The sequence below is a fragment of the Arenicella xantha genome (genome assembly GCF_003315245.1).
Classification (GTDB): Bacteria; Pseudomonadota; Gammaproteobacteria; order Arenicellales; family Arenicellaceae; genus Arenicella; species Arenicella xantha.
In genome coordinates, this window is sequence record NZ_QNRT01000001.1 from 1,258,246 (window position 1) to 1,284,122 (window position 25,877).

Here is a 25,877-nt window from a genome sequence, read left to right on the forward strand (position 1 = left end):
AATTAAAGTTAACGAAAAATGAGCGTCGTTGCAGCTAGGCGCTAGACACTTAACTATTTAAAAAACAGCAGTACTAACGATGCTTGAGCCTGACGGGAAGGACCCGTTGCAACGCTCCTCAAGCACTCGGCTGCGATTATAGACACGCTATTTGTGAATTTCCAGTCAAAAACCGTTAATTCACTAGTGTTTTCACCGATTCAGATGATGGCCGTAACTGATCATAAATCGCCAATACGGATGCGTTCGGTAGTTTACCGTTTGGCTCACGCGGTAATTCATCGACTATATAGATAGGCCTAGGCACAAACGCAGAATCTAATTGCTGTCGCAAAAAGGTCTGCAGCTGCGTTTTAGCGACGCCCGCTTTTAGACACACCAACGCAACCAAACGCGGCACTGCACGATCTTGCTGCGGAAAAAACACCACGCCATCACGCAAACCGTCAAAACGATTCAGCACCAAATTAACATCTCGCAACGAACCTCGTTTGCCAGCTATCTTGATTTGATCACTGGCACGACCGACCAACTCAAACGTGTCTGCATCCAATAACGTTAATTGATCTTCTAGCATCACCGGCGCCGGCAAGTAGTCGGTGTCGACACGAGTGCAGCCAGATTCAAGCGAGATAAACTGAATATCAGAAAAACGCGTCCAACTATTAGTTTGTGACGGCCGACGGATTGACATAGACCCGACCTCGCTGCAACCATAAACTTCGCGCAGTTTACAGTCGAACACCTGCTCGGCAGCACATGCCAACGATTGGTCGAGGGGCGCAGTAGCACACAATATCAGCTCTACCGCCGGCACATCAGCAGCACTGGATTCCAGTGATGCCACTAATGCGCGCAGATGCACTGGCGTGGTAATTAACGTACGTGGCGCGGGCAGACTCGCTAAGGCTTGGCGTACATCATGAGGAAATAACGGACGCGCGTCCACCAAACAAGCGTTAGCAAACAACGGTAGTAATACCGAGGTTTCAAAGCCCCACATATGTTGTCCTGGCACAGTCGCTAAGTGATAAAAAACGTCTCGATTATTGGGCAACATATAGCGCGCATTGATTCGAGTACTCTCTTGCAAAGTGCGCCACGACTTGGGGTTTGGTTTGGACTCACCAGTGGAACCAGAAGTGAAGCTAATCGCCGCGAGATGATCCAGCGGCACGCTAGGAATAGCTTGATGACTCTCGTCGAGAGACCAGTCACACTCCGCCACATTCATAGCATCGAGACTCGCATCTATATCGACAGCACCATCGTGAACCACCGCACAGCCGGCATAGCGCTGAGCTAGATTAAGCTGCGTCACGCCATTTTTATTTGCGGGCAATAAGCAGGTCTGCCGATTCACAATAGCAGCACTCAGAACCACCAAGAACAAATAGCGATTGTCACACAGGTTAATAACATGTTCAGCGCGCGGCATAACCGCGGCTAAACGTAGCACATGATTAAGAAACGCCGCATTCGACACAATAAGCGGCGCTCCGCTAAGCGCGCTCGACCCACTTACAGAACCCGTTAGCTGATTCAGCGGTTTGCTTAAGCACGCAACGGGCGCAGTTAGCTCCCGTTGGATTAACAGTGTTACATCACTCATGTCAGGTCATCGCATGAGGATCATGCCAAACTGAACAATTTTATGAGTGTGCTTCAATAAAGGCGTTTAAGCTACGCAAGGTAGCAAAGGCCTCTTTGGTACTTTCGTCTTCAGCCTTCATCTCGACACCGTGCTCTTGGGAAATTGCCAAGGCAATCTCCAGCGCATCAATCGAGTCTAATCCAAGCCCATCACCGAACAATAATTCTTCGGGATCGATTTCATTCGGCTCAACATCTTCCAGATTCAGGACTTCTACAAGCAGTTCTGCGAGGGCTGCTTCAGCAGGAGTTTGAGTTGCCATGGTCGGAATCTCCGTTCGGTTGTGTCTTTATTTTCAAAGGGCGAAAGTTTAAACTATTCGTTTAGAAAAGATAATAACAAGATACCAAAACAGCGTCGGCATAACCGATAGTTACACAAAAAAGACAACTGTCTAATTTTGACGCTATAGCACAATTTATGAGGGATGCCGGTGCTTCAAACCACTGCCTTTTACGATGCCAATTGTGGTGTCGAAAACCCTTATTACTCGTTCTTTAGCACTCTCTGTCGGTTGTGCTTAGCATCGCGTGCTGTACCTTGTTATGTCATAAGTGAGCCATCGCATGCTACGAAATTACATTACCACGTCTGACCCCGAACGGCTGCTGTCAGCGCGTGATACCTTAGCTGTATTGCGATTCACCGCAAATCCGCCTCAGCCTGAATCAGTGATTGATACTCGAGTAGAGTTACTTTCTGAAATCGACGGCCTACCCAATTCTGCTTACGAAGTTTGGCAAATTGAATCAGGCTCAGTTGAGCACGGCAACGATCTTGGCTGCGCTTGGCGACGTTCTGCCGACTTGCAGTTCTGCAGCGTGTCGATGCCACTTCAACAAGGCGACGACTTTGAAGCCACAGCCTACGCCGTATACGATCAATTGCTCAGCTTCATCAATGCCTCGCCACACCCTGAATTAGTGCGCTTTTGGAATTACATTCCCAACATTAATGTGGGCGCTGGCGACAGTGAAAATTATAAACGGTTCTGCGCTGGACGGCTTCGGGCCTTCACTAAACATCAATTAGATGATTTGCAGTTTCCGGCCGCCTCGGCGGTTGGCCACTACCGCGATGGAATTACCGTTTATGCCTTAACCACCGCAACTAGTGCCGAGCATCATGCTAACCCGCGCCAAGTCGACGCGTTCAAATACCCTCGCCAATATGGGCTCAGCAGCCCATCGTTTGCGCGCGCCACGACCCTCGAGTTAGGCGAACAACGCCTCTGTTTTATCTCTGGAACCGCCAGTATTTTGGGTCATAGCTCAGTGCATCAAGACGATCTACGTCTGCAGCTTTACACCACTAACGACAATATTTTGTACTTATTAAAAGAAACCTCGTTCAAGCGTAGCCAAGTGCGAACCTTACGAGTGTACTTGCGTAATAAGTCAGACTTTGAAGAGTGCAATCGCATCGTCAAAGAATTGTTCCCAGACACCGAAGTACTGTTTACCCATGCCGATATCTGTCGTTCAGATCTATTGGTGGAAATAGAGTGCTTTTGCGTTGCTAGCTAATCACCACGCGCAATGCTGTTAATCGTGCCAGCGCTGTCAGTCAATCATGCTTGGCGAATTTTGGCCGCCGGAATTTGCTATATCTTATTTGCGATTGGCGCACTATTGCCCGGCATCTACATATTTTGCTTAGCATTATTGCCAATCGACCAAGCCGCTAAGCAACGGCGTGTTCGCAACGTTATACAGTCGCTGTGCCGCTTCTACGTTCAATTGATTCAAGCATCAGGGTTGATGAGTTACTCACTGGAAGGTGAACGACCTACTGCCATTAGCGGGCATTTGGTGATCTCAAATCACACCATGCTAATAGACGCTCTATTTGTTTTAGCGTACGTCGAAAACTTATGCTGTGTAGTAAAAGCCTCCTTGTGTCACAACCCATTTACCTACCTACCGATTAAATCTGCAGGCTATATCTCTAACGGCGATCCTGCCCTAGTGGAACGCGCGGCCGAGAAAATAGCGCAAGGCGAAAACATTCTCATATTCCCCGAAGGAACACGTAACCAATACGACCTGCAATTGGATTTTAAACGTGGAGCCGCCAATATCGCCGTTCTCAGCAATGCACCGATTTTGCCAATCGTGCTGTGCTGTATGCCTCGCGCTCTGGGTAAAGGTCAAAAATGGTATGAAATTCCAAAGGATAAATCTAAGATCATTATGCAGTTTCATTCAGTGCTGCAGATTGCGCAATGCATCGACACCGCAGAGCCGCGCACACGACAATACCGTAAGCTTACCGAGTGGCTGCGCGACTACTATTATAAGGCGGTTTCGGCAGTGGTCGGTAGTTAGCCAGTTAGTGCTATAATCCGCCGCCTAATAAGGCTTACATAATTGCAAACGTATGGCACATACTAAACAAGAAATTCTAGATCACATTAACGGCGTGTTGGTTGATCTATTTGAAATTGAAGAAGAAAAACTCGTTCCTGAAGCAAAACTCTATGACGATCTCGATATTGATAGCATTGACACTATTGACCTATTAATCGAGCTAAAGAAATTTGTTGGGCGCGACATTGATGCCGACGCCTTTATTGATGCGCGTACCATCGGTGAAGTGGCTGACGTCATTCACAAAATGTAATTAGCCATGCTGAGCACCAAGCTAGACATGGAGGTACCATTTTTCGACGTGGATGCCTATCGAATCGTGTGGCACGGCAACTACCCCAAGTATTTTGAAATTGCTCGCTGCCAACTACTCGAAGAAATTGGTTACCCGTATCAGCGAATGGAAGAATCAGGTTATTTTTTCCCGGTCATTGATATGCACATACGGTATGTTAAACCTATCGTGTTCAAGCAACGGATTCAGGTCAAAGCCACACTCAAGCAATGGGAAAACAAGCTGGTTATAGACTATCTAATTACTGACCAAGTTTCCGGTGACCGATTAACCAAGGGGCAAACTCAGCAAGTCGCGGTGCTTATGCCAGACAACATTACCCAATTCCAAAGTCCACGCGAGTTCATCGAACATATCGAGAGTCGCTTGCCCGCCACACCAACGTCATGATGTGCTCAATCCGAACCGCATTATTAATAGTGTTATTGCCTATCGGCTTACCGGTGCAAGCCAACTCCATTGAAACCAGTCAAGACGTGCCGTTACCACTATCCAATCAAACCTGTAGCTTTGCTGGCCATTTTAGCCAACAACGTTTACTTAGCGGCATACCAACACCACTTGAATCCGCTGGCTATTTCTACTTCCACTGCGAGCATGGTGTGGTGTGGTCGACCGCTGCACCGATCGCTGAAGCATTGGTGCTGCAAAAAGGCGGTGCTGGATATATTGTTAAAGATAACACCTTTCAAAAACTAAGCTCACGCCAGCACAAATTTCTCGGCGATTTACTCAACAGCTTAATGGCTGGCGAGCAAGACGAACTTAGCAAGCGGTTCACAATAGCGCTCTTACCGGACGCTTCAGTGTATCGACTCACGCCCAAACAACGCTCCTTACAACGCGGCATTTCACATATCGACCTCAAGCTGAACGTCGAACTTGCGACTGTGCAACTAACAATTGTAGACCGCAACCAGCAACACACCATTATAGAATCGACTCAGGATACGCAGTTTAACAACGATCAAGAGCCTGTCGAGGCCTGTGCGTCGGTCGAGAGTCTACGCCTCGCTATTTGCCAACTATTGGATAAATAGCAGCATGTTCATGCGCATCGCCCGAATTCTGTTCATTGTGTTAGTGATTGCCAGTATCGTGTTGGCGTTACGCCTAGGTACCGCGATACAGATCGACACCGATCTTGCAGACATCTCGCCAGGGAGTCAACACAGCTCGCAGACTCGAGCCGCCATTGATGCACTGCAAGACAATATCCAACAGCGCATTATCTTATTGGTGTCTGGCCCCGAAGACGCCGCGTACCAAGCGGATGACGACTTACGTCAAGCATTGAGTCAGGTAAGCAATCTGACCGTGCATGCCTCGCCCGAACAACGATCTGAACAAATGATCGAACAGCTAACGCCGTATCGATTCAGCCTGTTGACGGTTAATCAGCAAGCTTCACTGACAGACATGAACGCCGATGAAATAGCCAACAGCGCCTACGCGGCAATGCTTGGTTTATCTGGCCAAGTTCGCGTATTGCCATTCACACTCGACCCGCTGGGTATTCATTCCGATACGCTACTACAACTCGCACCTAGCAACCCAAGCCACGAACAAGACAACTCGGTAGCGCTGCCGATTCAGCTATCGATTACTCAGGGCGCGCTCAATATGAATGCGCAAAAGGCATTGAGCCAACAGCTTGACGAACTCATCGAACTGACTGAAACGTCACACAACGTGTCGATTGACCGCTCTGGCATATTCTTTTTCGCCGCTCAGGCCGCCAGCAGCTCTAAGCAAGACATAAGCATGATCAGCACCGGCTCTACAATCGGCGTCATTCTGTTGCTACTACTCGTGTTCCGAAGCTTACGGGCGTTACTGTTACCGATAGCATCGATTGCGCTGGGAGTGGGCTTCGCGTTCATTCTAACGCACACCGTATACGGTAAAGTCCATGTGCTGACCATTGTGTTCGGTGCGAGCCTAATCGGCATTGTAATTGACTATTCACTGCACTACTTTTATCACGGCGCGAGCCACGCCAACACGCCAAGCAACCACACCGACCAAAGCAACGAAAAACAGGCCTTACTAAGAGCATTAGCATTGAGCTTGTTAACGTCGATTATTGGCTATGCGGCACTGAGCTTCTCCAGCCTGCAAGCCCTGCAAAAAGTCGCGGTATTTTCCTGCGCTGGTTTGTTTATGGCCTGGCTCAGTGTGGTGTGTTTAGGTGATTGGGCCTTGCGTAAACCATTGAGTGTTGAGCAACGCGTATTTCCCGCGTTGCTCGCGTTGATCTCAAGTGCTTTAAGACAAATAAGTAAGCGCTGTTGGGCGACCCTAGCCTTAGCCACACTTATTGCAGGCATATCGGTCGCGGCGCTATTACAGCCATTCGACGACGATCCTCGAGTGTTTTTCAAAGCCCCAACCGACATGCTCAACAGCGAACGACGAGTAGCGGAAGTTGCAAGTGACTACGAACCCGGCCAGTACATTATTTTACGCGGCCAAAACACCGAAGAAGTGTACCAACGTCACGCACTATTTCTAAACAAGATCAACCAGAGTAAAACACTACACGCTGAACAATTCACCAGCCTAATGAACTGGATACCAAGTCAGGCCAGCCAAGACGCGATCTACCAATTGCAGGAAAAACTCTATACCACCGGTGGTGCGGCTGACCAATTGCTTATGCAACTCGGCCAAGCCGAAGGTGCCACCGCGCTGACGCAAGAGTACCTCGCGGCCAAACAACGTCGACTGCTACCGTCTACGCTAATTGGCTTGCTCGGCGATGCGATGCCGCCGCTTTGGTTTGTTGAGCCCAACAATATTGTTAGCTTTGTATTAATCCAGAAAGGGGTTAATGCGAATGCGCTTGACGCACTGCTGACCGATATCGATGGCATCGAATACGTTAATACCTTGGTTCGCACCGAGCAGGCGCTCAGCACACAGCGCCAGTCCGCCTTAGAATTGTTGTTGTTGGCGTACCTCTTGGTAGCGGCACTTATGGTATTGCGATTTCGACAAGTGAAGGCATTGTGGCTGGTGTTGATTCCCGCTAGCGCGACCTCGGCACTCTTTATTGCGAGCGCGGTATTCGGCTTTGCACTCAATTTATTCCACGTTATGGCGCTGTTTTTGGTGCTCGGCTTCGGTATGGATTATGCTATCTTCGTACATGAATTGAAGCAACGTGTCGCCATTACTTTACAAGCGATCCTGCTATCGGCACTAACCAGTTTGCTATCTTTTGGCCTACTTGGTTTAAGTGCAATTCCAGTGGTAGCGAGTTTCGGTATTACTTTATTGATTGGCAACTTTTTTAACCTGTTTGGTGCGCTGGTATATGCTCGCACTCAAACCTCCCCGACAACCCCTCAAACAACCTAAAGTACGCTATTTTGGCGCACGTAGACACAAGCACATAAACATGAGTAATCGACGAGTATTAGTCACCGGCGCTAGTCGTGGAATTGGTGCCGCCACCGCCATTGAGCTAGCGCGGCAAGGCTTCGACATAACAGTAAACTATCACAGCAATCAAGCCGCGGCCGATGCGATTGTAAAGACCATTGAAGAGCATGGTATAGCAGCTAAGGCACTACAGTTCGACATCGGCGATCGTGCTCAAGTGCGGGAAATTTTAGAGTCCGACGTCGAACAGAATGGCGCCTACTATGGTGTTGTCTGCAACGCCGGCATTGCCCATGACGCGGCATTCCCTGCGCTCCAAGACGAACAATGGGATTCTGTAATACATACCAACTTAGACGGCTTTTACAACGTACTGCAGCCGTTGATTATGCCAATGATTCGGCTTCGTAGCGGCGGGCGCATCGTGACTTTGTCGTCGGTGTCTGGACTAATCGGTAATCGCGGCCAAGTTAACTACAGTGCTGCGAAAGCCGGCATTATTGGTGCAACCAAAGCTTTAGCCGTTGAATTAGCCAAACGTAAAATCACTGTGAACTGTGTCGCACCCGGGGTTATCGAAACCGACATGACAGAAAATATTCATGCCGACGAAGCTAAAAAGATGATACCCATGGGCCGATTCGGCCAAGTCGAAGATATTGCGGCTGCGGTGGCCTATTTAATGTCAGATTCAGCCGGCTATGTGACGCGCCAAGTAATCAGCGTAAACGGCGGCATGTGCTGAGCCGAATTAGTTCAAATGAACAGCACGGCTAACCGGCTAGTCAATTTTGCTAGGTTTGCCCGGCCCATTTGATTGCCTATAATAGCGCCATGATTACCATCCAAACCTCTCATGTATAAGCAAGTTGCTATAATCGGAGCCGGCCCTGCAGGTTGTGCCCTTGCTTGCTTTTTGCGCGAGAGAGACATCGATTGTTTGGTGTTCGACAGCGATAAAACGCCAGAATTGATGGTCGGCGAGTCATTGGTACCGGCGGCAATACCGGTTTTACGGCGGCTCGGCATTGAACAGCAGGTGGCTGCCGTTTCACGCGTTAAACGTGGTGCTGCTCTACGCCACGGCAATGGCAACCGGGTCGACTTCGAATTCAAAGCGTATGGTAGCGATTACCCAGACTATTCTTATAATATTCCGCGACCTCAGTTTGATCGAATTATTAGACAGCGCGCCGAACAGCTCGGAGTGCGCTTTATTACCCATCGAGCCAATGTTGAGCTGGTCGACGATGACCCGCAACGCGAACTTAGATTAAGCAACGACAGCTTATTAGCAGCCGGCTTGAATCTCAGCACACAGCCCGACATTTTGATTGATGCCACGGGTCGCTCACGTTTATTTAGTCGACGCTTAAACCTTTCTGCCAATCGCGGTCCGCGAACTGACATAGCTCACTTTGCCCACTTCAAGAATTTTTCCGACGATGCTCACCTCGACGGCCAAGTGGTGTTAAGTGCGTTGGCATGCGGCTGGTCTTGGCAAATTCCTTTGCACGGCGTTACCTCCGTCGGCGTAGTGATGAATGCAGACAGCGCAAAACTATACGGCCGTAATGCGGCAGAACGACTAGAAAATGCAATTTCGCATAACCCCTTGTTAGCCGAGGCAGGCTTAGGACGGCAACGAGTTAGCGAGGTCATGACGTACAGCAACTATCAACTTATTACCGAACAAGCACACGGTAAAGGGTGGATTTTGCTTGGTGACGCGCTCGGTTTTGTTGACCCAATGTTGTCGCCCGGCGTATTTATGGCACTAGAATCAGCCGAGCTTTTAGATAGATTAGTACTGTCGAAACCGCAAAGCGAGGTGGAAAGGCATAGCGCTGACTATTTCTCGCAAATGCAACACTGGCACGACGCTTGGACCCGACTCATACAGTATTTCTACGATGGCAGAATATTAAGCATGGGCGAGATGCGCGATTACATTCGCCACGAAGCCAGTGTGTTTTCGATCAGCCGATACGTCGAACCCATTGTGAGTCGCATGTTGTCACAGCTGGTGTCCGGTGTAAAAACCCGTTCAGAGCTCAATCACACCGTGTTACACCACACTTGTCAGCACTTGATTCGAGACAAGTCACAGATGGAAAACAACCGAATCCGCAGCACCCTTACAGCAACTCAATTATCGCAACTGCAAACCATGCTCAAGCAAGCCGAAGTCAGTATCGGTAAATGTACCGCCGCCGCCTAAACAACACTCATCGGATGTACACAACGTTTGTACACCGAAATCAACAAAGTAATGACTATCTCAGCACTCTCACTTAGCTCTCCTAGTAATACGCCAAGGCGGATTTAGCCGATTTTCTCCCGCCCAATACAACTTAATTTTATTACCAGAAGGGTCATACAGGACGGCCTCACGCCACAAGTACGATTCGTTCGTAGGAAGTTGCTCAAACTCAATGTTCTTGGTCAACAGAGTCTCGACCCAATCATCAAGTGCTTCGTGCTCAAAATATATCACCGCACCGTGTTGATGATGCTCTTGCGATAATGACAATGAAAACGTTGATGCTCCCTCGGGACAAGCGAATCGAGCATAGTGCGGTGTATCGACAATCTGAATAAACCCAAGTGTTAAATAGAACTCAACCGCTGCCACCATGTCGTTGACCGGCAACGTTACCTGATTAAGATTCATTAAACACTCCTAATAGAACAGCGGTTAAATGGGATACTTTTTCTAGAAAAATCAAACATAGCATCATTTTGGCACGAACCAATCTAATGACAGTGCCCTCTTCAAAACATCCTTCAGACAAATAAAAGGTGTTCTGTCATGCTGAGTGTTCTTGAGCATAAAAATGACGTAGGAAATTAGCGTAGCTCCGCACACTACATCATCTCAATGCCCGACGGCTTTCTAGCTTTGACTCTCTTCACAATATAGTAAGGCAAGTAAGCAACTCCGAACATCATCAGAAAAAATAAGTAGGTCAGACTTAACGATTGAAACCATTGATAGGCAAGTCGCTCGGCAATTCCGGACTTTGAAAGGATAGTCGGCAACTGAATTAGTAAGCCCAACGCAAAATACAGCCATAGACTAGTGATACAAATGATATGGAAAATTCTGTAACCGATTACAAAATTTCTAAATACATAAAACGATAAGCTTAAAAATATTGCCGGCAATATAATGCTAAAGATCAGCGGAAGGTCCCAAAACGTTTCAGACATAACACCTAAGCCAAAACTAAGTAACCAGATAAAAAACATACTTTTTGCCGCCATTTACTTTTTCCTCAACTTGACTAAACGGTTGCTGCGCCAAGCCTATTATTCGAGCTCACACAGTAGTTTAAATGCATTGTTTTGCACTCGATGTTCGCTGTCGTTTTACAGGCTCTAGCGGATTAGTGTATTTGACGTAATTCGACAAGTTTTTCGACAATCAGCGGTGGCGCAGACTTAGATGGATTAGACGGGTCCAAGTCTTGCTCTGTTTCCCATGTTGTAATTAATTCAACGGCTTCGGAAAACGCATCAACTAGAGCTATATCGGGGCTATTAGCCAACACCTCTTTGAACAGCGCTCGCCCAAAGTAAGTCATATCCGCATCGTCAGAACAGCCGAAGGATTTACTCTCGCTGTCTGCAGCAGTCAAAAGCAAGGTGTGTTCATTTTCTAACTCAGGTATGAACCCGCCAGAATAACAGGCCGAAATCATCAATACACGCCACTTAATGCCAGCTTCATTCAGCATTACTCTAAATTCTTGCGGCGATAAATCGGGTAGCTTTATGCTGTCATGGTTCAAATAAAACTCAGGTTCTTTGGAACCATGGCTTGTCATATAGATAAATAGCACATCTTGCTCTGCATTCATCTTTTGACCTATTGCGGTGATAGCACTTTGAATTGAACGCCGGTTCGCTATCGGCCACATGGCAGCCGAGTCATGATCATTCACCAACATAACACTGCGCCCCGTGGTGTGATAACGCGACTCCATAATGCCAGTGGCATACTCAACCTCTCGGCGAAACACACTTTGTCGACCATCGCCAGCTATACCAAGAAAATACGCGTTAGCAACGCTTGCATCAGACGGCTGCAATCCACTCAGTGCAGTATCTAGCAAGCGCTGATGGCTAGCCAAAGCTTCTTCGGCTTGCTGATGCCGACGCTCACCAGTCGCCGCATTAAACACGAGCTTGCCGCTTTCCCACTCGCCTTGCAACACAGCGGGGTCATCATCAGCCTCACTTTGCTTACGAACTAAACTGCCTTTTCCGTCATAGTATCCATATGAAAACTCCCCCGTGTACACATCACCATTGGACGAAGTGAGCACACCGTCACCATCAAATTGATTGTACTCGAACGACCCCACATAACTGCTTCCATCCGCGCCAAACCATTTACCGTCTCCACTGATGTAGCCATCCTCGAACTCACCTTCAATGCGATCACCATCAGCATTGGTAAGAACACCCTGGCCATTAGCTTGCCATGCTTCGACTGCACCCACATACACGCTGCCATCATAGGCTTTTATTTCACCTTGCCCAGTTAACTTACCCTCAACAAACTCTCCTTTGTAATAGGTCTCCTCCTGAATATAAGCTCCCTGCCCATGATACAAACCAGCCACAAACATACCTTCATAAACGGCACCACTGGGGTAGGTGATTTTTCCTGAACCATCGTAAAGATTAGCCTTAAATTCACCTTCATACACATCACCATTATTATTGGTAAAAGTGCCGAAGCCTTCAAACCAACCATTTACAAACTGTCCTTCATATTGGTGCTGTGACGTTACCAACTTACCCATTCCGTGCATCTGACTATCCAGCATCTCGCCATGATAAGTGTAATCGCTAGGTGTGTTAGTCACAGAAAACTGGCCGGTAGCGCGACCTAGTGAAAACTCTCCCTCCAACCGACTACCATCTGCCTGCACCATTATTCCTGGCCCGTCGAATAGACCCTCTTTAAAATTGCCTTTATAAAACCCACCAGACGGATACAACAATGTACCTTGACCGCTAAACTTACCATCGACTACATCGCCCTCGTACTTGCTGCCATCTGGCAACACCACATCGGGAGCCAACATAAGCGGCGCCTCGCAGGCGGCAAGAAAAAAGATCGAAGCGATCAAGCTATATCGGGTGATTCTATTCATTGAATATCTATGAGTGAGTGTTTTCGATCCGTTAGAAGAGACCACCGATGCCGCAGCATTAGTACCCTACTTAACAAACTCAGTTTGGCTTTCGGTGTTAATTGAATCTTTCCTTAAGTTAACACCAATATATTACGCCACGACAACTTGAGCAATGCTGTCCGAGGTTTGAGTCGGATAACTTGGTTTAACACATCAGCGATTCTTCAGACACTTTTCTATTTCAGAGATAACCGTCGCTACCCTATTCGGTTTGATCCCATTTGTATGAGTGCCTAGATACAAAGACTCACAAACGCTGTTGGGTAGCTGATGTACCTTGATGTGTTGTTGTTTTTTGAAGGCCCCGACTGCGTGACTGGGCAACACGGTAAAACCGAGCCCCATGCTCACGGGCTCTAAAATTAGACCTATCTGGTTGGAGAACCCAGACCGCTTAAACTGATTGGTATTGTGGAACTCTGGAAAGTTGACACCCAACAGCTGACCAGCATGATGAGGTCCATCCGGATGGTCAATAAACCCAAGATCAATGAGTGTCTCCCAGCTAGGTTGTTCGATACCTGCTGGAGTAATAAGCAGTAGCGCTTCTTCTGCAATCGGCGTCAAACTAACCTCACCCATGGTCGACAAACAGGTCATAAGGCCGATATCTACTTTACGCTCAGCAATTAACTTTTCGATGTCTTTATTCGGAGCAAATCGATATTCCACAACCAACGTAGGAAATTGTGTCTGCATCGCTAAGAAATAAGGGTAAAGCTTAAGCCCGACACTACCCGGTGATGCCACCTTAACAATACCTTCGTGCGTCGGATCTGACCCTACGCGTTGCTCTAGCTTAGTCAGCGACAGAATCACCTTTTGACCTTCTCGATATAGACGGTCCCCAGCACTAGTGAGGCTAAAGCTCTTCCCATGCCGATGTAAAAGTGGCTGACCAAGATGCTCTTCTAGCTTGCGCACATGCTGACTCACCCCCGATTGGGTCATATGAAGGTTTTCTGCCGTACGGGTAAAGTGACCGACCTCAACCAGCGTGCAAAAACTTTGTAACCAGACCGGATTTATCATTACAAATATTACTCATATCCATTTCAAATGATAATTTTACTTAATAATCAACCCTTTGTAATCTACTTACAACATTAATTACAGACGCAAACATCATGCAAACACCTTACCCCCGCAATTTTTCACATATTGGTATATCAGTCCCCGACTTAGAGGCAGCCGTTGCCTTTTATACCGAGGTAATGGGTTGGTATTTAATTATGCAACCAACTGACGTTGTCGAAGACGACAGCCCAATAGGCCAAATGTGCACAGACGTATTCGGTAGCAATTGGGGGAAATTTCGCATCGCGCACTTGTCAACGGGCGACCGCATTGGAGTAGAGCTTTTCGAATTTAACGACCAAGTGAATCCCGAGAACAATTTCGAATACTGGAAAACCGGTGTGTTTCACTTTTGTGTGCAAGATCCAAATGTGGAAGAACTCGCCGAAAAAATTGTTGCTGCGGGAGGCAAAAAACGTATGCCTAAGCCACGCTATTATTACCCCGGAAGCAAGCCCTACCGCATGATTTATATGGAAGACCCATTTGGCAATATCTTAGAGATTTACAGCCACAGCTACGAGTTGGTTTATAGCGAAGGCGCCTATTGAGCCTATTAAGTATCGGCTTATGATTCGGGCGTCATGTACGCCCGAATCATAATGCTAGCTGTTATTAACGCAGCCTACAGATAATCCGCGTATTTATCCGCGTACTTACGCAGCTTAGCAACATCCGCTTGCTGGGCTATTTGCTCAAGTAATGGCTTGGCGTCATGGTTACCAACTTCGGCCATTGTCTTAATTAGCCAGGCGATTGCATCTATCTGTTCGCCATTTTGTTCGTCAGCCTCGCCCCATTCCATCGCCAGTCGTTGCTGTGCTAACGTAACCAACTTTTGATCCGTTTTATGTCCATAGTAAACTCGTTTTACGCCGATCTTGAGCAAACTGTAATCGGTTGCATTCAACATGTTAGTAACCCGTGTTTCCTCCAATTGACCGGATGGCGCAAACTCTAAACCGGCTGAAATAATTGAATTCCACTTTTGATAGGTAGCCAAACGCTGCAACGCTAAAGCCGCATGTTTACGTACCTTTTTCGACTTGGCGTTACTAACCGCATTTTGCAACGTTGCACGATATTTTTCATTACCTGACAGTGCAAGAGCTTTCGCGTACCACGAGGCTTTCTGCACATTCGCTTTACCCTTCTCGTTGATTAACGAATTAACTCGAACCTCAATCAGATCAAATAGCGCAGCATCGCTATAGCCCGCCCAAATTAATCTATCCATCGCCTTTCGGTGATCAGCAAAGTCGTCCGCCTCGAAAACAGCACGATAGTTGCTTAGCTCAGCATCCATATCGGCCTGGCTGGCGATAGTCGCTGTCGGTAGTCCAAGAATAACAAGTGCACTGGCTAGAAGTGCGGTTAGCTGACGCATGCGAAACATAACGTTCCCTGTAAGAGTAAGTGTTTGAGTCCTAACAGTATAGAAGCCTGCCTGCTTGCTGGCAAACCAACGCAGTTTTAATGAGTCTGAGCAGAAGCACTATCGGCGATCGAAAATTGAGGTAAAATTTAGCTCTCTCTGACTTACAACAGCCATTTCCACAAAACGCCCTGTGACCAATCACATTAAAACTCGTGCTGTTGAACGCTTGCCCCTACTCTCGACTGAAGAGTTCACCGCCACCTATAAAGATTCAAATACGCCGGTGATTATTACCGAATTAACCAAATGCTGGCCAGCCGTGACCAAGTGGTCGGTCGATTATTTAAAACAGGTTGCTGGCGAGCAAATTGTGCCGGTATACAGCAGTAAACCAGCACAGGGCAAACAACACCAACATGCGGCGGAGAAGCAACTACCGCTACGTGAATACTTGTCGATGCTCGAAGCCGGTGAAAACGACCTTCGTATGTTCTTTTACAATATTTTGGAGAACGTGCCACAGCTATTAAACGATTTTAGTTACCCGGATTTAGGCTTATCATTTTTTAAACGCCTACCGGTATTGTTCGTTGGCGGTAGAGGGGCCAAGGTTCAAATGCACTACGACATTGATTTAGCGAACCTAATTCTATGCCACTTTGGCGGCCCGAAACGTGTGCTCTTGATTCCGCCAGAACAAACACAGTATATGTACAAAGTACCGTTTTCGTTTAGCGCGCTACATTCGGTAAATTTTGACCAACCGGATTTTGCTAAACACCCAGCACTGAAACAACTCAATGGCTATGTAGCAGAGTTGCAGCATGGTGATGCTTTATACATTCCGTCTGGATATTGGCATTTTATTGAATACCAAGATATTGGCTTCTCTATGACGCTACGCTCTATGCCAACCAGTCTGCGCGGACGAGCAACCTTGTTGAAGAATATTTTTGTGACACGCACGATCGAAGGCCTTATGCGAAAACTCGTTGGTCAGAAGTGGAATGATCGCAATGAACGACTCGCCTTAGAACGAACTAATCGCGGTTTCATCGACTAATTATTTGAGCTTACCGTCAAGCGCCGTAACGCCGACTTGTAGCTGACGCAACGCGGCTGGTTCGGGTTTATAAAACACCCAGTTCTTAATTTTTTTAGCACTGACCAATCCTACGTCGGCTAGAATTTTCATATGTGATGTTACCGTAGGCTGACTCAGCTCGATTTTATCGACAATTCGCCCAACACACACACCATCTTCCACTAAGTCACCGTCTACCTGAGGCTCGAAGTGCGCGGTCGGATCTACCAACCATTGCATGATCAGTAATCGATTTTGGTTCGATAGTGCATGAAATTGCTTGGCCAGCCTAGTATTGGAAATCACCGTCGAGTCACTCATCTTTACTCCGATTAACCATTCGCCTAATGGTTTAGCTTATTTACTGCACTTGCTATAACAAAACAAAGCCACTAGACTTTACCTATATAGGAACATATAAATATAGATAAAGGGCTATTAAGATGACGAATCATACCGTAAACCCACTGCATGAATCTATTCGCGTGATGGAATCATCGCTAAGCTCGGCAACAGCCTACCTAGATGAACTAAGCTCGCGCTCGGTGGCCCCAAGCGAGCAAGCTGTAACCGATCTAGCGCTGTTGGATACCGAGATGCCAACACAGGCCCAAGATCCAGTTGCCACAATTGAGCTACTTAGCCGGCTGGGCTCACCGGCTACCGTGGCGACTGCTGGTGGGCGATTTTATGGCTTAGTCGTTGGCGGCTCGTTACCCGCAACGGTTGGCAGCCGAGTGCTAGCAGCGGCATGGGATCAACTTGCCACTAGCCAAGCAACCAGTCCAATCAGCATGCAAATTGAACGCACTACATCAAAATGGTTACTGTCTCTATTTGGTTTGCCCGCTGAGTGCTCAGTTGGATTTGTATCAGGTACCACCATGGGCAACTTTATTTGCCTAGCCGCAGCTCGCACCGCGCAACTAGCAAAACAAGGGTGGGACGTTGAAACCCAGGGCTTAGTCGGCAGCCCGCCACTGCATATTGTGGCCTCCGAGGAGATTCACGTCACCGTGAGTAAAGTGCTATCGATGCTCGGCTTAGGCTCAGCCAATGTTGAAAAAGTCAAAACTGACAGCAACGGCGCCATGCTAATTGACCAGTTACCCGAACTCACACCACACAGCATCGTGTTAACCCAAGCCGGCAACGTAAATTCCGGCGCGATCGACCCAATTGGGGCTATCGCCGAGCAAGCAAGAAAAGTTGGAGCGTGGGTTCACGTAGACGGCGCGTTCGGACTTTGGGCCGCCGCCTGCCACAATACGCGAGATCTGATAAAAGGGTTTGAACTAGCCGACAGCTGGGTCACCGACGGACACAAATGGTTAAACACACCATACGATTGCGGCATCGCATTTTGTCGTCATCCGCAAGCCATGCATAACGCCATGTCAACCGTGGCGCCTTATCTTAGCAAAGGCTTTGAAGCAGCGCCCAAAGACATGGTTCCCGAACTCTCAAGATCAGCTCGCGCGCTAGATGTCTGGGCCGCCCTGCATAGTCTAGGTGTAGCGGGAGTGGATGACTTAATCCAACGCTGTTGTCGTCACGCACGAATGGCCGCCGCTGCACTTAGGAGCATGGGCTTCGAAATTCTCAACGAGGTAACCTTGAACCAAGTGGTTGTAAGCCATCCAAGCCAAGAGTCAGCGTTAGCAAATCTAGTTGACTCGGTGTGCGCCAGTGGCGAAGCGTGGTTTGGGGTCACTCGCTGGAAAGGCCGTGACGGTTTTCGACTTAGCTTTTCCTCTTGGGTCACGCAGGATTCTGACGTTGAGCGCCTGATATCTGCCATTGCTAAATCAGCCGATGAGTTATCTATTACCGTTTTGTCGAAGTAGGTAAGCAATCGCCGTGTAAACCAAATTACAACGGCGTAAACCGAGGGGTTGTTAAGCTAGCGTAGTAGAGTTCGCCAAATTTACCTGAGGTATAAACACCGCTTTTTCTCAATATTCGCTAAAGTGCACAGTTAATACCGAATGGCAAAAAATACTGGGTTGTTGCATGGATCAGGTATGGCCTTTATTCTTAATAATCACTAATTAGCTTACTCTGTCGAGGCGTTCCATGACACTCAGAAACATAAACGGGCGGCCTTCGTTGCTTACCGTCATCGCCATCATCGCCATCATTGGAACGCTTTTCCTGGCATTGGCACAGTCAAGCTTAGCGGCTTCGCCGCCAACTGGGAACGGCGATTATGCGAGCTTAGTCCAACTTACAGAACGCTTCTTCGCGTGGAAGAGCGACGGCAACGACCCGCTAAATCGATCGGCCACGCAGGCCGCTGAGCGTCTTGATGAGCTTAAGACTATGCAGCTGCAACTAAATGATATGGCCGTTGCAGATTGGGATCGCGCCAAACAAGTTGATTACCTCGCATTGCGCGCCGCTATGGATCAGCACGATTTTATGTTGCAGGTCTCTAAGCCCTGGGAGCGTGACCCAGGTTTTTACGTTGATCGAATGAAGCGACTGACTTTTGTTGACCTTCCTGTTAGCGATGCCGAGCTTACCCAGCTGCGTACTGGACTACGTTCTACCGTGGCTCTGGTCAAGATAGCGAAACGTAACCTTAAGAATGTGCCTACTGATTTCGCTGCATTGGCAATTCACAACTTGTCGCAGCCTGATGGTGTGGGTCACGGTCAACCGTATCGTGCCACACCACCAGCCGGTGTTATCGGATGGTACGGCGATTTGCTCGAGCGAGCTCGTTCCTCGCAAGCAGAACTGGTGAGTGAAATTGAATCTGCACGAGATGCGGTCAGCAGCTTGTATGCATGGCTACTTGAAAAGCAACCTACCATGACCGCACAAGCTGGTGTCGGCAAGGAGCTGCTTGATTGGTATTTAATGCAGGTCAAATTCATGCCGTATAGCTCGGACGATATTGAAGCTCTCGGGGAGCGCGAACTTGAACGGACGTGGGCTTTCTACGCATTGGAACAGCACCGTAACCGTAATCTTGCTCAGCTAACGCTACCAAAATCACAGCAGGAATATGAAGCTCGTATTGCTTCAGTGGATCGCGACATTCGCAAGTTCATCAAAACTGAAGAATTCATGACTCTGCCTGATTACGTCCCGGATGACTTTCGTGAAATCGGCTTTAACGTACCTTGGATTGAGCGTGGCGGCGGGCCTAATTATTGGGAACAAATACAATATCGCGACCCGTCTCCGGATCATTGGCACGCGCATATTCCCGGCCACAAGGTCGACGCGATTATGCTCGCGACTAACCAACACCCAATCCGTAAATATTTCCGCGACGGTGGCCGAATGGAGGGCTGGGCTTTGTATCTCGAAGAAGCTCCACTACAGCTGGGCTTCTATGCAACGCGGCCGCGCACTCGCGAACTGATTTACAACTTCGGCATTTTTCGCGCGGCGCGAACGCTTGGCGACATCCGCTTGCAACGTAACGAAATTAGCATCCCAGAAGCGGTCTCCTTTTGGCGTTCAAAAACCCCTTGGCTTGACGCCAATGTCGCGCGCGTCGACGCAGAGATCTATCTGCGCAGACCACCAGGCTATGGGCTCGGCTACACCGTTGGCAGCTTCCAGATGTACAAGCTGCTTGCCGACCGCAAACAGCAACTACTCGATGAGTTCGTATTAGGTGAATTTCACGATCAAGTCATGGCCGCCGGTGGTATTCCGTTTGCCCTTATTCGCTTTGAAATCACTGGCCTTGATGACGAGGTCCAGCAATTTTGGGACTACCAGCCTCTTGACGAAAAACTTGCCGAACTGGCGCGCTGATCCACTAACACAAGCCTAAGTTACTGGTTAATTTCGGTAGACGATAATGCGCTGCGAATACGCTTTTCGCGCGCATCAAACAACATTGCTAATAGTACTTCACCATCAACCATATCCGCTTGTACACCAAGCTCTGGATAGTGTTGCTCTAGGAGTGCTTTAAGATTAAACCCACGCGAACCATACAAGCGCCATGTCGGCAAGCGTTCGAGGTAATCGCGTGAACGGGCAAAGACACTCGGCAAATCGGTATCAATAAGCTTAAGTCCATGCTCAATGGCACCATGCTTAACCAAGTAGTCAATCGTTTCGGCTTTTTGATTCAGATAATGCTCAATATATGCGTTAACTTGATTTGCACCTTCTTGGTTCAATGGGTTAATCCCAGACCAATCACTCAACACTTCATCATAGAGTTCGCCAAGCGCGGCATGATCCGAGTAGACATCGCCCAGAATGTATTGAAGTTCGCTGGTAAACGGTTCGCCGTTGACGACGGTGCCATCGGTTTTAAGTTTATAGCCTGCTCGAAAAAATGCATCACAGACGCCATATTCAGACTCAGACAAAGCATTGATAAAATAAATATACCCCTCGCCTTCCAAAAGCCGAAGGTCCGCACCGTTTTTTAACAACTGCACTCTGAGACTATCTGACTCTTCAATTTCCTCCGACCAGTCGCCCTCATAGGGCTCTTGATCGTATTCTGAGAAAGGTACTTCAGTGTTAAAGACGCTTTGCAGAATTATTGGCACGCCGTCATAGACTTCATTAATGTCGACGCCTTGCTTAAGCAAATATTGAGCGCCCGAATACAAGCCTCCACCGTCATCGTCTAATTGCCGTTTTAACAATGCTTTGGAGCGATCAACGCCCAAAAGCTCAAACATATTATCAATACCTTCGCCTTCTTCGGTATAAGAAAACTCAAGAATCAACTCATCAACATCATTTTGATCAGGATCCGCTAGAAATTTGATTAACTCGTTTTTAGCGGATGCCTGATTGGACGCAATAAGCTGAGCCAAATCTAAAATTTCCATAGCCAGAACCCTCGTGATCGGCGTGAGTAACAAGAAAGTTGCGATCAACAACCGCCAATACAATTTGGTAGTTTTGTTCAATGCAACGTCAATTCAAGGAACGAGAAAAATGCTAAATCGACTACTAGGTTTGCAGACACAATCACTCACTTGATGCCGACTTTCCGCTTCGAATAATGAGCGAAGTATTGATACCACCAAAGGCGAAATTGTTGGTCATAAACACATCAGTTTTGATTTCACGCGGCTCATCTCGGACATAATCTAAATCGGCACATCGCTCATCAAGGTCGGTGAGGTTCAACGTTGGAGCGAACCAACCTTCGTCCATCATATTGATGCAAGTCCACAACTCAAACGCGCCACAAGCACCTAGACCGTGTCCCGTGTAGCTTTTAAGGGAATTAATCGGTTTCTTACCAACCACGTCGTAAGTAGCATGACTCTCAAATACATCGCCATGATCCGTGGCTGTGGCGTGCGCCGATACAAAGCCTATTTCATCGACAGATATTTCCGAGTCTTCCATCGCCAATTCCATCACACGCTGCATCGTAGCTTGCCGTGGTCGCACAATATGCCCACCGTCGGTATTGGTACCAAATCCAATTACCTCAGCTAAAATCTCGGCGCCGCGCGCTTTCGCATGGTCGTAAGACTCCAGAATCAGCGTGGTAGCGCCTTCGCCAAGCACCAAACCATCACGATTCTTATCGAACGGACTGGGCGAAGTTTCGGGTGCATCATTCTTTAAGCTGGCAGCGAAAATGGTATCGAATACCGCGGCTTGGGTCACACACAATTCTTCGGCACCACCCGCAATCATAACCTTTTGCTGACCGGCACGAATTGCCTCATAGGCGTAGCCCACTCCTTGACTGCCTGCGGTACAGGCACTAGAGGTTGTGTACATTCTGCCTTGTGTACCAAAATACACGCCAATGTTAACCGCCGCAGTATGACTCATCATACGAATGTAAGTAGTGGTAGTAACATCTTCCATTGACTGACCAGCGAGGAGTTTAAAGAACTCCATACCGGCCGCACTACTGCCTGTGGCAGACCCATAACTCACACCTAGATCACCGCTTTGAACGATGGGGTCACCCAATAGTCCGGCTTGCTCTAAAGCTCGTTCAGTTGCCAGTACAGCCATTTGGGCAACTCGGCCCATCGGCCGCTTTTGCTTGGCTCGATAATGACTCGGCAGCGCAAAATCACTAACCGGCGCGGCCAAACGGGTACGCAATTCCGGATACTTATCCCACTCCGTCATGTAGCGCACGGCATTCTTTTGCGCGAGTAACTGCGCCCTAACCTCTGACCATGAGTCGCCCAACGGAGAGATATTGCCTGCGCCGGTAATGACTACTCGCTGCGGTGCTTTAAGATTTTTCTTCATAAAATGTTAGTCTTCCAGAGGTCGTCGATACACCGACAACATTGCCGTGGCCACGGTTTGGCCGAGTGTTCGGTTGCTCTCTTGGGTACTTATTGTACAGTTAAATGTTGCTAAGCTCTCGCCAACCAGCGCCGCCTGCTCACACACCACGCGCAAGTTTTGTCCAGTAGCGAAAAATGCTGCTGAGGTTTGATACTTACGCGATCCCATTAAAAAACCAAGGTGCGGTGCGGTTAAGCCTTGGCGCTGTTGATAACCAGCAATGAGGGCAGCGGTTTGCCCCATATATTCCAAGCCAATCCAAGCTGGCACGCCCCGTTCTTCTAGCCAAAACGGGGTATCCCGATCAATTAGAACTAGGGCTTCAGAACGAGTTGCAGAAACATCTACTAATCGATTAATCAACAGCATCGGCTCTCGATGCGGTATCAATTGCAAAATTTCAGGATCAAAACGAGGGTTATTCATGCGGCAGTCTCGGCCCAAAAATCATAAAAATTAAACCATTGATACGGAGCCTTAGCGCATTGCTGTTCAAGCGCCTGCGCAAATGATTGGGCGTATTGCTGAATCTGTTGCTCACGATGTTTACGATCTAAGGTAACTCGTTCGGCGAACGCAACGACTTCAAAGTGCACCGGCTTATCAGGAGCATAATAATCACAATACGAAAACATCAGTTTAACCGGGCACCCGAGACCTTTTGCCAACATATATGGACCGATTGGCAAGTATGCAGTTTTTCCTAGAAACTCAACCGGAACCGTGCGCTCTCCGCCTGACAATGGTGAGCGGTCACCGGCAATAAACACCCATTCACCAGCATCAATTTTAGCTTTAATGGTAAGCATGGTAGGAATATCGAAATCATCCACCTGAAACACATTTAGCCGTGAATCTGGGTTCAGTTTTTGCATCATAGTGTTGTAGTTTTGCGAATGCTTATCGTGCACCAAGATATTGATGGTCTTGTTACGATAGCGATGCATAAAACCACGGCAATATTCCAGGTTGCCCATGTGTGAGCCAATAATTAGCTGCCCACGCGTATCTTCCATTAAGGCTTCAATACGCTCAGGATGCTCGATGATAAACTGATCAACATCAATATCGACACACCACGACAACAGTTTGTCGACCACCGTTTGAGCAAACACATAAAGATGTTTACAGGTATCCCACAGCTTAGGCGGCTGACGCCAGTAGTCTGGATATTGTTGATAATGAGCAGCCAGAAATTCAGCTGAGCTACGGCGCGTAGCGGGTCTAAAAAGCACGAAATAAGCCACTGTCGGTAGTAGACAAAATGATACTAACCAGCGACCAAACACCTGATGTACAAAGCGCAGGAACTGCAAACCAAATAGTGTGCCGGCCTCACGCATCGTAGACCAGTGCGCATCTGACTTCGATAAATTAGTGGGCTTCAATTTGGCTTACCGGCGATGGCTCGATATTGCTTCACTAACCAATGCCTAATAGCCCGACCGCAGCGCAATGGTAACCGGACCAACATGCCGGTCATTAGGCGTGTGTGTAGCCATATCAAGCGCAGATTATCGTCCAAATAATGAAAGTGCGACACGCTATTAGCCAAGTAGACGACTTTGGTATCGATAAACCTAATAGGAATGCCCTGCCATACCGATTTGACCAATACATCGGTATCAAAATCCATGCGCTTACCAATGTGATAGTGATCAAACACCTGTTCAAATTGATTAAGCGGATACACTCGGAATCCACATAAACTGTCTTTGATTTGCGTTGAACCTGTTTCCAGCGCTACCCAAAAATCAGTAACTTTGCGTCCATACACGCGCGCCTTAGGTGCCGACTCGTCAAACTGTGGAGCGCCCGACACAATTGCCGTCGGATGGGCTTGGCTATCGGCAATAAAGCGCGCCACATCGGCGGTATCGTGTTGTCCATCCGCGTCGATTTGAAGCATGTGGCTGTGCCCCTGCATACGGGCTGCGTGCGCTCCGGTCCACATTGCTGCGCCCTTGCCGCGATTCTGCTGATGGTCGATTAAAGTAATGTCAGGGTACGCTTGTAAGAGTTCATAGAGCTGCTCGAGCTGGGTTGGCATACTGCCATCATCAACCACGATGCACGGTAATTCGAGCGCGGCTAAACGGGGCAAAAACTGAGCGAAGGCTTGCACATGATTGAAGTGCGGCACCACTAAGCAACACGAATACCCCATTACAATGCCCCGGTTGAATAACTCAATGCGCCACTTGAAAACTTATCCGTCGCATTAAAGTATTCGAAACGTAACATGGCTTTGTTTGCAGCAAACCTCAGCACCAAAGTCAGCCGAGTGTCGGGCAACACCATGCTATTAAACTTCACACTCTTAAGTTCTTGAAAATCACCAAGCGCAAAAAATTGTGCTGCCAACTCGCCAACCCAATGCACTTGCACCACACCAGGCAATACCGCTTGTGCAGGAAAGTGACCAGCAAAGTAACTCAAGTTATCTGGCACGTAGAGCTGCAAGGTAAGTGTACCGTCGCTTTCTGAAATGGATTCAATACGCGGCCAATCAGCGGCGCAAAGTTGTTTATTCAACTGTTCAGAAGTTACTTGAAGCATGGGGCTCACGCCGAATCGGACGGATGATTATGTTGGCGACGATAATAGCGTTTCTTATAAAAATGACGGTTGACCAGTTCCGCCATGGTGAATAGCCCAAACACGATATAGGCAATAGCGCCATTATAAAGTGTCCAGTGTGCCAACGAAAGACAACAGGCGGTATAAGCGGCGACCGTGGCATTAATCAGCAATAAACCGACCCACACCTTAGTTAGACCGCGCATATATTGTCGTTGGTGCGGTTGGATGTCTTTCACAAAAACACTAGCGAATCGTTCAATTAGCGTCTCGCTAGCACGCAAAGAGATTGCAAAGAAGCTGGCAAACCCCAAGCTCATGGCAACTGGGTAATAACGCAAGATCATTTCACTGTCTCGCCACGCCGCTAGCAAACACAAAGCGCCAACCAATAATAGCTGTGCATATTGCTCTGGTTGATGATAATCACCACGCAAGATTACACGGGCGAGCAGCAAACCGAACAGCACTAAACTTAATGCCGCCGGTCCGAATGCTGTCAGCCCACTATAAACAATGAACGGGTAACCGGCCGTGGCTACGGCGATAACGGCAAATAGCAGTAATTGTGGGCGCATC

General features: G+C 48.1%; 27 protein-coding genes and 1 riboswitch. Of the genes, 12 read left to right on the forward strand and 15 right to left on the reverse strand.

What is annotated here, in order from left to right; genetic code table 11:
- Positions 1 to 13: 13 nt before the first annotated feature.
- Positions 14 to 126: riboswitch (S-adenosyl-L-homocysteine riboswitch) on the reverse strand.
- Positions 127 to 175: 49 nt separating this feature from the next.
- Together DFR28_RS05395 and DFR28_RS05400 are read right to left on the reverse strand one after the other, a co-directional pair.
- On the reverse strand, positions 176 to 1,612 hold the full coding sequence (locus DFR28_RS05395) for an AMP-binding protein (protein ID WP_113953241.1): 1,437 nt from the start codon (positions 1,610 to 1,612) through the stop codon (positions 176 to 178).
- A 40-nt stretch (positions 1,613 to 1,652) separates the two neighbouring features.
- Positions 1,653 to 1,916 carry a phosphopantetheine-binding protein gene (locus DFR28_RS05400; RefSeq protein WP_113953242.1) on the reverse strand — a complete coding sequence of 88 codons (264 nt, stop codon included), beginning with the start codon at positions 1,914 to 1,916 and terminating at the stop codon, positions 1,653 to 1,655.
- A 304-nt stretch (positions 1,917 to 2,220) separates the two neighbouring features.
- On the opposite strand from DFR28_RS05400, the gene DFR28_RS05405 reads away from it, so the two are divergent.
- The 8 genes from DFR28_RS05405 to DFR28_RS05440 all read left to right on the forward strand — a co-directional run bounded on the left by DFR28_RS05405 (position 2,221) and on the right by DFR28_RS05440 (position 9,926).
- Positions 2,221 to 3,180, forward strand: coding sequence for a chorismate transformation FkbO/Hyg5 family protein (locus DFR28_RS05405; RefSeq protein WP_113953243.1), 960 nt, complete (start codon positions 2,221 to 2,223; stop codon positions 3,178 to 3,180).
- A gap of 12 nt (positions 3,181 to 3,192) precedes the next feature.
- Complete coding sequence (locus DFR28_RS05410) at positions 3,193 to 3,981, forward strand: lysophospholipid acyltransferase family protein (RefSeq protein WP_113953244.1); 789 nt, start codon at positions 3,193 to 3,195, stop codon at positions 3,979 to 3,981.
- Between the two features lie 52 nt (positions 3,982 to 4,033).
- Complete coding sequence (locus DFR28_RS05415; protein ID WP_113953245.1) at positions 4,034 to 4,276, forward strand: acyl carrier protein; 243 nt, start codon at positions 4,034 to 4,036, stop codon at positions 4,274 to 4,276.
- Positions 4,277 to 4,282: 6 nt separating this feature from the next.
- Positions 4,283 to 4,708, forward strand: a complete 426-nt coding sequence (locus DFR28_RS05420; RefSeq protein ID WP_113953246.1) for an acyl-CoA thioesterase — start codon at positions 4,283 to 4,285, stop codon at positions 4,706 to 4,708.
- Positions 4,709 to 4,737: 29 nt separating this feature from the next.
- Positions 4,738 to 5,358 (forward strand): LolA family protein, encoded by a 621-nt coding sequence (locus DFR28_RS05425; protein ID WP_170131985.1) that lies wholly within the window; start codon positions 4,738 to 4,740, stop codon positions 5,356 to 5,358.
- Positions 5,359 to 5,368: 10 nt separating this feature from the next.
- Positions 5,369 to 7,681 (forward strand): MMPL family transporter, encoded by a 2,313-nt coding sequence (locus DFR28_RS05430; RefSeq protein WP_170131986.1) that lies wholly within the window; start codon positions 5,369 to 5,371, stop codon positions 7,679 to 7,681.
- A gap of 40 nt (positions 7,682 to 7,721) precedes the next feature.
- The gene (locus DFR28_RS05435) at positions 7,722 to 8,450 is read left to right on the forward strand and encodes a 3-ketoacyl-ACP reductase FabG2 (protein ID WP_113953249.1); all 729 of its coding nucleotides are present in this window, start codon (positions 7,722 to 7,724) and stop codon (positions 8,448 to 8,450) included.
- 111 nt (positions 8,451 to 8,561) lie between these two features.
- Positions 8,562 to 9,926, forward strand: a complete 1,365-nt coding sequence (locus tag DFR28_RS05440) for an NAD(P)/FAD-dependent oxidoreductase (RefSeq protein WP_113953250.1) — start codon at positions 8,562 to 8,564, stop codon at positions 9,924 to 9,926.
- 69 nt (positions 9,927 to 9,995) lie between these two features.
- Here DFR28_RS05440 and DFR28_RS05445 read toward each other — a convergent pair whose 3' ends face one another.
- From DFR28_RS05445 to DFR28_RS05460, 4 genes are all read right to left on the reverse strand, one after another.
- A complete protein-coding gene (locus DFR28_RS05445) occupies positions 9,996 to 10,379 on the reverse strand; it encodes a VOC family protein (RefSeq protein WP_113953251.1) in 384 nt (127 codons plus the stop codon).
- 194 nt (positions 10,380 to 10,573) lie between these two features.
- Entirely contained in the window at positions 10,574 to 10,972 is a 399-nt protein-coding gene (locus DFR28_RS05450) for a hypothetical protein (RefSeq protein WP_113953252.1), read from the reverse strand.
- 122 nt (positions 10,973 to 11,094) lie between these two features.
- Positions 11,095 to 12,873 carry a C13 family peptidase gene (locus DFR28_RS05455; protein ID WP_113953253.1) on the reverse strand — a complete coding sequence of 593 codons (1,779 nt, stop codon included), beginning with the start codon at positions 12,871 to 12,873 and terminating at the stop codon, positions 11,095 to 11,097.
- Positions 12,874 to 13,068: 195 nt separating this feature from the next.
- On the reverse strand, positions 13,069 to 13,947 hold the full coding sequence (locus tag DFR28_RS05460) for a LysR family transcriptional regulator (RefSeq protein WP_113953254.1): 879 nt from the start codon (positions 13,945 to 13,947) through the stop codon (positions 13,069 to 13,071).
- 95 nt (positions 13,948 to 14,042) lie between these two features.
- Here DFR28_RS05460 and DFR28_RS05465 point away from each other — a divergent pair, with 95 nt between their 5' ends.
- Positions 14,043 to 14,543 carry a lactoylglutathione lyase family protein gene (locus DFR28_RS05465; protein WP_113953255.1) on the forward strand — a complete coding sequence of 167 codons (501 nt, stop codon included), beginning with the start codon at positions 14,043 to 14,045 and terminating at the stop codon, positions 14,541 to 14,543.
- 74 nt (positions 14,544 to 14,617) lie between these two features.
- Here the strand turns inward: DFR28_RS05465 and DFR28_RS05470 are convergent, their stop codons facing one another.
- Positions 14,618 to 15,379: a hypothetical protein gene (locus DFR28_RS05470; protein WP_211316874.1), complete on the reverse strand. Its 762-nt coding sequence runs from the start codon at positions 15,377 to 15,379 to the stop codon at positions 14,618 to 14,620.
- Positions 15,380 to 15,560: 181 nt separating this feature from the next.
- Here DFR28_RS05470 and DFR28_RS05475 point away from each other — a divergent pair, with 181 nt between their 5' ends.
- Positions 15,561 to 16,433 (forward strand): cupin-like domain-containing protein, encoded by an 873-nt coding sequence (locus tag DFR28_RS05475; RefSeq protein WP_211316875.1) that lies wholly within the window; start codon positions 15,561 to 15,563, stop codon positions 16,431 to 16,433.
- Here the strand turns inward: DFR28_RS05475 and DFR28_RS05480 are convergent, their stop codons facing one another.
- Positions 16,434 to 16,775: an ArsR/SmtB family transcription factor gene (locus DFR28_RS05480; RefSeq protein WP_113953257.1), complete on the reverse strand. Its 342-nt coding sequence runs from the start codon at positions 16,773 to 16,775 to the stop codon at positions 16,434 to 16,436.
- A 122-nt stretch (positions 16,776 to 16,897) separates the two neighbouring features.
- On the opposite strand from DFR28_RS05480, the gene DFR28_RS05485 reads away from it, so the two are divergent.
- Positions 16,898 to 18,301, forward strand: coding sequence for a pyridoxal phosphate-dependent decarboxylase family protein (locus DFR28_RS05485; RefSeq protein WP_211316876.1), 1,404 nt, complete (start codon positions 16,898 to 16,900; stop codon positions 18,299 to 18,301).
- Between the two features lie 229 nt (positions 18,302 to 18,530).
- A complete protein-coding gene (locus DFR28_RS05490; RefSeq protein WP_113953258.1) occupies positions 18,531 to 20,231 on the forward strand; it encodes a DUF885 family protein in 1,701 nt (566 codons plus the stop codon).
- Positions 20,232 to 20,251: 20 nt separating this feature from the next.
- Here the strand turns inward: DFR28_RS05490 and DFR28_RS05495 are convergent, their stop codons facing one another.
- The 7 genes from DFR28_RS05495 to DFR28_RS05525 form a co-directional block, all read right to left on the reverse strand.
- Positions 20,252 to 21,274 carry a hypothetical protein gene (locus DFR28_RS05495; protein ID WP_113953259.1) on the reverse strand — a complete coding sequence of 341 codons (1,023 nt, stop codon included), beginning with the start codon at positions 21,272 to 21,274 and terminating at the stop codon, positions 20,252 to 20,254.
- Between the two features lie 142 nt (positions 21,275 to 21,416).
- The gene (locus DFR28_RS05500) at positions 21,417 to 22,676 is read right to left on the reverse strand and encodes a beta-ketoacyl-ACP synthase (protein ID WP_113953260.1); all 1,260 of its coding nucleotides are present in this window, start codon (positions 22,674 to 22,676) and stop codon (positions 21,417 to 21,419) included.
- Positions 22,677 to 22,682: 6 nt separating this feature from the next.
- Positions 22,683 to 23,144 (reverse strand): hotdog family protein, encoded by a 462-nt coding sequence (locus DFR28_RS05505; protein ID WP_113953261.1) that lies wholly within the window; start codon positions 23,142 to 23,144, stop codon positions 22,683 to 22,685.
- Positions 23,141 to 24,106 carry a lysophospholipid acyltransferase family protein gene (locus DFR28_RS05510; RefSeq protein WP_113953262.1) on the reverse strand — a complete coding sequence of 322 codons (966 nt, stop codon included), beginning with the start codon at positions 24,104 to 24,106 and terminating at the stop codon, positions 23,141 to 23,143. The genes DFR28_RS05505 and DFR28_RS05510 overlap by 4 nt, the downstream gene beginning before the upstream one ends.
- Positions 24,103 to 24,885: a glycosyltransferase family 2 protein gene (locus DFR28_RS05515; protein ID WP_113953263.1), complete on the reverse strand. Its 783-nt coding sequence runs from the start codon at positions 24,883 to 24,885 to the stop codon at positions 24,103 to 24,105. The genes DFR28_RS05510 and DFR28_RS05515 overlap by 4 nt, the downstream gene beginning before the upstream one ends.
- A complete protein-coding gene (locus DFR28_RS05520) occupies positions 24,885 to 25,277 on the reverse strand; it encodes an ApeI family dehydratase (protein ID WP_113953264.1) in 393 nt (130 codons plus the stop codon). Before DFR28_RS05520 ends, DFR28_RS05515 begins: the two co-directional genes overlap by 1 nt.
- A gap of 5 nt (positions 25,278 to 25,282) precedes the next feature.
- Positions 25,283 to 25,876: a COG4648 family protein gene (locus DFR28_RS05525; protein ID WP_113953265.1), complete on the reverse strand. Its 594-nt coding sequence runs from the start codon at positions 25,874 to 25,876 to the stop codon at positions 25,283 to 25,285.
- Between the last annotated feature and the right edge of the window lies 1 nt (position 25,877).

What these genes read in the sequence shown, in the direction of transcription:
- DFR28_RS05525 (WP_113953265.1), bottom strand. Translation starts at nt 25,876, where the DNA reads ATGCGCCCACAATTACTGCTATTTGCCGTTATCGCCGTAGCCACGGCC.
- DFR28_RS05410 (WP_113953244.1), top strand. Translation starts at nt 3,193, where the DNA reads ATGCTGTTAATCGTGCCAGCGCTGTCAGTCAATCATGCTTGGCGAATT.
- DFR28_RS05440 (WP_113953250.1), top strand. Translation starts at nt 8,562, where the DNA reads ATGTATAAGCAAGTTGCTATAATCGGAGCCGGCCCTGCAGGTTGTGCC.
- DFR28_RS05485 (WP_211316876.1), top strand. Translation starts at nt 16,898, where the DNA reads ATGACGAATCATACCGTAAACCCACTGCATGAATCTATTCGCGTGATG.
- DFR28_RS05450 (WP_113953252.1), bottom strand. Translation starts at nt 10,972, where the DNA reads ATGGCGGCAAAAAGTATGTTTTTTATCTGGTTACTTAGTTTTGGCTTA.
- DFR28_RS05430 (WP_170131986.1), top strand. Translation starts at nt 5,369, where the DNA reads ATGCGCATCGCCCGAATTCTGTTCATTGTGTTAGTGATTGCCAGTATC.
- DFR28_RS05500 (WP_113953260.1), bottom strand. Translation starts at nt 22,676, where the DNA reads ATGAAGAAAAATCTTAAAGCACCGCAGCGAGTAGTCATTACCGGCGCA.
- DFR28_RS05460 (WP_113953254.1), bottom strand. Translation starts at nt 13,947, where the DNA reads ATGATAAATCCGGTCTGGTTACAAAGTTTTTGCACGCTGGTTGAGGTC.
- DFR28_RS05495 (WP_113953259.1), bottom strand. Translation starts at nt 21,274, where the DNA reads ATGGAAATTTTAGATTTGGCTCAGCTTATTGCGTCCAATCAGGCATCC.
- DFR28_RS05470 (WP_211316874.1), bottom strand. Translation starts at nt 15,379, where the DNA reads ATGCGTCAGCTAACCGCACTTCTAGCCAGTGCACTTGTTATTCTTGGA.
- DFR28_RS05435 (WP_113953249.1), top strand. Translation starts at nt 7,722, where the DNA reads ATGAGTAATCGACGAGTATTAGTCACCGGCGCTAGTCGTGGAATTGGT.
- DFR28_RS05520 (WP_113953264.1), bottom strand. Translation starts at nt 25,277, where the DNA reads ATGCTTCAAGTAACTTCTGAACAGTTGAATAAACAACTTTGCGCCGCT.
- DFR28_RS05395 (WP_113953241.1), bottom strand. Translation starts at nt 1,612, where the DNA reads ATGAGTGATGTAACACTGTTAATCCAACGGGAGCTAACTGCGCCCGTT.
- DFR28_RS05465 (WP_113953255.1), top strand. Translation starts at nt 14,043, where the DNA reads ATGCAAACACCTTACCCCCGCAATTTTTCACATATTGGTATATCAGTC.
- DFR28_RS05515 (WP_113953263.1), bottom strand. Translation starts at nt 24,885, where the DNA reads ATGGGGTATTCGTGTTGCTTAGTGGTGCCGCACTTCAATCATGTGCAA.
- DFR28_RS05505 (WP_113953261.1), bottom strand. Translation starts at nt 23,144, where the DNA reads ATGAATAACCCTCGTTTTGATCCTGAAATTTTGCAATTGATACCGCAT.
- DFR28_RS05480 (WP_113953257.1), bottom strand. Translation starts at nt 16,775, where the DNA reads ATGAGTGACTCGACGGTGATTTCCAATACTAGGCTGGCCAAGCAATTT.
- DFR28_RS05455 (WP_113953253.1), bottom strand. Translation starts at nt 12,873, where the DNA reads ATGAATAGAATCACCCGATATAGCTTGATCGCTTCGATCTTTTTTCTT.
- DFR28_RS05445 (WP_113953251.1), bottom strand. Translation starts at nt 10,379, where the DNA reads ATGAATCTTAATCAGGTAACGTTGCCGGTCAACGACATGGTGGCAGCG.
- DFR28_RS05405 (WP_113953243.1), top strand. Translation starts at nt 2,221, where the DNA reads ATGCTACGAAATTACATTACCACGTCTGACCCCGAACGGCTGCTGTCA.
- DFR28_RS05420 (WP_113953246.1), top strand. Translation starts at nt 4,283, where the DNA reads ATGCTGAGCACCAAGCTAGACATGGAGGTACCATTTTTCGACGTGGAT.
- DFR28_RS05415 (WP_113953245.1), top strand. Translation starts at nt 4,034, where the DNA reads ATGGCACATACTAAACAAGAAATTCTAGATCACATTAACGGCGTGTTG.
- DFR28_RS05400 (WP_113953242.1), bottom strand. Translation starts at nt 1,916, where the DNA reads ATGGCAACTCAAACTCCTGCTGAAGCAGCCCTCGCAGAACTGCTTGTA.
- DFR28_RS05490 (WP_113953258.1), top strand. Translation starts at nt 18,531, where the DNA reads ATGACACTCAGAAACATAAACGGGCGGCCTTCGTTGCTTACCGTCATC.